This is a genomic window from Halomonas sp. NPDC076908 (assembly GCF_050269715.1).
GTDB lineage: Bacteria > Pseudomonadota > Gammaproteobacteria > Pseudomonadales > Halomonadaceae > Vreelandella.
This window is the reverse complement of sequence record NZ_JBNNIW010000080.1, coordinates 1-4,330: the sequence shown is the minus strand read 5'-3', so window position 1 is coordinate 4,330 and position 4,330 is coordinate 1. Positions and strand designations below refer to the sequence as shown.

The following is a 4,330-nucleotide window of genomic DNA, read 5'->3' as shown; positions in this document are numbered from 1 at the left end:
TTTCTCATGGGGGTAACCTCGTGTGGGCAAATGTGAGGTTACTGTAGGGCGAATGTCAGCCGGGCGGCAGGACGTCTTAGAATGAACGCTTACCGCCGAAGAACGGATTAAGAAGGTGGTAGCTTGATGCCGTCGAGGCGCCGCTGATGCGAATCAGCACAAGCCAGAGGCTCATACCGCCGATGGTGACGACAAGTACCAGATGTGTCATCGCTATTAAGGTAGCGGTAGATGGCACGGTAAGCGGCTGTCCGAACGCCATTACCATGGGTAGAAGCGCGAGAGCCCCGGCAATGGACTGCCAGAAATTGGCCTGTAATACAGGTAGACCTGCACCTTGGCCTCGGAAGAAAACAGTGCCACTAGCAAAGGCGAGCATGCCGCCGGTTGCCATCAGTACGCCCCAGAGATCCACCGGCATGCCGCTAGCAACGCCTGAGATAACCACCACACCCACTAAACCCAGTGCAGCACCGAGCAGCTTCATCGGGGAAAGGGGTTCTACACCCCACCATGCCGATAGCAAACTTGTGACCAGAGGTGCGCAGCTGACAATCACAATGACAATCTTGGGGGAAACCATCTGCAAAGCGGCAAAGCTCAGCCCCAGGTAAAGGGCATTGTTAAGAATGCCGAGCAGCAACCCGCGTCGGATAGCGATGCGATCTTCACGGGTTGACCACCGGAATCCGCCGCAGCTAAAGCAAATGGGCAGCATCAGTAACGCACTCAACAAGAACCGGAGTGTGAGCAGCGTAAAGGGATCAAAATCAGACAGCGCTATGGCGCCTGCGATAAACGCCGAACTCCAAATGATGCTGAAAATGACCACCAAACCAGTTAATACGAAATTGTTCATCCAGCCCCCTAAAGCGCCAACCTGCTTTTGCACCATCACCTTTAGACTGATGGTGCATGGGAGTTACATGCAGTGGAAATTAATTATTAACCATTCATAATTAGATCAATTAATGTTCAATGCGGAGATGAAGCGTGTTTAATTGCCAACCTTCCCCCTTGGGCGATAGGCGAGTCACGTTGGAACACCTTCGTGCTTTCGTACTGTTGGCCGAAGGCAATGGTTTTCAGCAGGCAGGTCTGCAGTTGTACCGTAGCCAGTCTGCGGTTACCCAAAGTCTGAAACGACTGGAGGAAATACTCGGCTGTAAGTTACTTGAGCGTCGCCAAGGTCACATCCTTGGTTTGACGGCAGACGGCGAGCGTTTTCTTCCCGCCGTCAATGAGATACTTTCCCGCACATCTGAGGCGGTGAGTGCCATGCAACAACCGGAAATTGCCGGACGTCTGCTGATTGGTGTTCCCGATGATTTCAAGGTGGTGGATCTACATGGCGCCATTTCCCGCTGCGCCGAGCTAAACCGCAATCTTCGTCTGGAAGTTGTCTCTGCGCTCTCCTCGCAACTGCTCCACCAGCTCGATAACAGCGGCCTTGATCTCGCCATCTTTAAGTGTGTGGGAGACTTCACGCCAAGCGACCAACGCTGGCAGTGTCATCTGCTGCGGCGAGAGCCCCTCCACTGGGTGGCCGCTCAAAGGCATGATTTTGACCGTATGTCTGATATACCGCTTGTTATCTTTCCTGACGGCTGTTGCTACCGAAGCGCAGCGCTCGCCGCATTGGATCAGCCCGGAAAGCACGGCTACAGCGCCTATGTCAGTGCCTCTTATGACAATATCCGTGCCGCTGTGTCGGCTGGTCTCGGCATCGGTGTGCTGCCCGCCAGTGCGCTTGCTGAAGACCACATTATTTTAGGCAAGCGGGAGGGATTTCCGGAGCTGCCGATGGTAGAACTCTTGATGGTTCAGGCGTCACAGAAGCGTGCCACCCAGCAACTGGCGGACTTCCTTACGCTTTCCACTGCGACGAAGTCACAATTCATTAGCACTCCCTTAGCCGATGCTACCCCAACCTGATAAGGGTGTCGGTTGACACCACCCCGCCAACAGTTGCTTGTCGAAGGCTCGCTATTTATTCTTAGAGGTACTGTTTTTTTTCAATGCGGTAGCGTTAGTGTATTAAAACGAGGGGCGAATGAAGGAAAACGCGCCGCGAATGGAGACCAAAGTGGTCCTGATCCGGCTGCCCTACGAGTGAGGCTACAGCCGCGAGCAAGTTTTTATGAAAGATACGTATTCTCCATCCTATGTAGCCACCTACCGGCGCGGACTCGAGCTGATCCGGTCTCACTATCCAAGATTTTTTATCCACCTCATATTAGTACTGATGCTCATGATCAGCATTGCGGCGGTGGGCGCATCTGTTCCCTATTTACTGCGTCAAACAACCAACCTCTTAATTGAGGATTCAGGTGATGTGGCAGTAGGTATGATCTACGTCTTCGCTACTGCCTATGCAGTCGGCTGGACGTTAAGCAACATGATGGAGTGGGGAAAGAATCTAGCCAGCGCATACGTAATGGCTAGGTGCGATGCGGCCGTGTATTCGAGTATTGTGCGGCGTCTGCTACGGTTACCTTACCAAGCGCAGCATCAGCTTGATACAGGTGTGGTCATGGCCGACGTGAACCGAGCGATGAGCAGTTTTGGCCTTATCAACCACGCCCTCTTCTGGACCATCACTCCGGTCGTCATCCAGCTTTGCTTTGTCTTTGGTATTCTCTGGCAGGTGATCAACCTCACCTTCGCAGCCGCCTTCATTCTGGCCATTGTTGTGCTTTTCGCGTTGACCTACCGAATTGCCGATACGACGACCCGCATCCACAAGCGCTTCTACCAGACGCATACACAGCTGAGTGAATTCCTCGCCGAGCGCCTACGTGCCCTGTACGACATTAAAATCAACCTCGCGGTTGGACATGAAGAACGCAAACTCGACCAGTATCTGAGCACTTATGTTCACACGGTATACGGGACCCATGCGAAGCTCAGCGGTTTGATGGGTGGACAAGTTCTCGCTGTGGGCGCCGTGCTGGGTGGGTTCACCCTCTATACCGTCAGCGAAACACTACGCCAGCGCTATCAAGTCGGCGATTTCATCATGATCACGACCTATGTGGTTCAACTCACCTCCCCCTTCGTCATGATTGCGGCGGCGCTGATCGACCTTAAGAAGAACTACGTCGCTCTAGGTGACGGCCTTAGATACCTTGACCTGCCGACCGATCCCCAGGCCGGGGCCGATATCACTCTGGATCATCAGCAGCCTGTCTTCACGCTACGCGAGGTAACCTTACGCGCCGATGACGCCACTTCCGCTATGCCGCTCAGTGTGGAAATTCAGTCAGGCAAAATGTACGGGGTCCGCGGCCCATCAGGTAGCGGAAAATCCACGCTGTTAAGAACCCTTTTGGGGCTTGAATCTCAAGCTGCTGGCGAGATCCTCTTCCACGGTGTCAGTGTTCGCCGCCTTTCACCGGAGGACATTCTTAGCGAAGTAAGTGTCGTTCCCCAAGCACCGCTGATTTTCAGCGGTAGCGTTCGCGAAAATCTTCTGTACGCGCATCCTCAGCCTGTGCCTGACCAAGAGCTCCTGACACTCATCGAACTGCTGGATCTAGAACGGATCGGCGGTGAAACCTCTGGAGAAGGTGTGCTGGATCGAGATGTCGGCGTACAAGGAAGAAATCTTTCCGGTGGGGAGCAACAGCGCATCGCTATTGGCAGAGCGCTGCTGCGCGGCACATGCACCATGATCCTCGATGAACCCACGGCAGCGCTGGATAGTGCGCGCGAGATAAAGCTCATGCAGGCGCTAAGGTCACGCGTTGAGACCCTGGTGGTAGTAAGTCATCGTGAGCAGGTACTTGCGCTTGCTGATGAATTCATTGATATCGGCCCGTGCAACACGCAGATTGTGGTAGAACAAGGGAGTTAAGCTTTGAACATTGGGGGTGCTCATTGGCGTGCGCATTCGGCTGCTGCTCTACGTCGCTTGTTACTCTGGCAGGCTGCTCCAGAAGAGAGTTATACACCCGGCCAAGGCTTGCCGCCTACACTCCCGTTGGTACTGTATAAAGGCACGAAGCGCTGGACGGCAGCCTAGTATGTCTACTTATAGCTAGCCAACGTCTTCATGTTTTTCTCGGCGTCTCGGAGACCAAAATGATTCACCCAACCGGCGTTGCAGGGGTAATCGCTAACAGTGAAGCAACAGCTAAGCTTGAGGCCCCCATCCATGAGCTTGACCAGACTCTACAATCATTTGGAGTAAATCGTTATGCGTACTTTTGCTCAAAGCGTCATGGATATTCACCCGTAAGCGTTCATTCCAAGACGTAGTTGACCTACTTCACGTCCCGGAGAGGTCTCAATAACTCCGGCGAGACCTTGTACTGCTTCCTGCCATCCT

3 protein-coding genes are annotated in these 4,330 nt (G+C 53.6%); 2 read left to right on the top strand and 1 reads right to left on the bottom strand.

Going from position 1 to position 4,330, the window contains the following annotated elements; genetic code table 11:
* Positions 1-76 precede the first annotated feature (76 nt).
* On the bottom strand, positions 77-859 hold the full coding sequence (locus ACQKE4_RS20185; protein WP_427390005.1) for a DMT family transporter: 783 nt from the start codon (positions 857-859) through the stop codon (positions 77-79).
* 134 nt (positions 860-993) lie between these two features.
* On the opposite strand from ACQKE4_RS20185, the gene ACQKE4_RS20180 reads away from it, so the two are divergent.
* On the top strand, positions 994-1,935 hold the full coding sequence (locus ACQKE4_RS20180) for a LysR substrate-binding domain-containing protein (RefSeq protein ID WP_427390004.1): 942 nt from the start codon (positions 994-996) through the stop codon (positions 1,933-1,935).
* Positions 1,936-2,140: 205 nt separating this feature from the next.
* Positions 2,141-3,856, top strand: a complete 1,716-nt coding sequence (locus tag ACQKE4_RS20175) for an ATP-binding cassette domain-containing protein (protein ID WP_427390003.1) — start codon at positions 2,141-2,143, stop codon at positions 3,854-3,856.
* Positions 3,857-4,330 lie beyond the last annotated feature (474 nt).

What these genes read in the sequence shown, in the direction of transcription:
- ACQKE4_RS20185 (WP_427390005.1), bottom strand. Translation starts at nt 859, where the DNA reads ATGAACAATTTCGTATTAACTGGTTTGGTGGTCATTTTCAGCATCATT.
- ACQKE4_RS20175 (WP_427390003.1), top strand. Translation starts at nt 2,141, where the DNA reads ATGAAAGATACGTATTCTCCATCCTATGTAGCCACCTACCGGCGCGGA.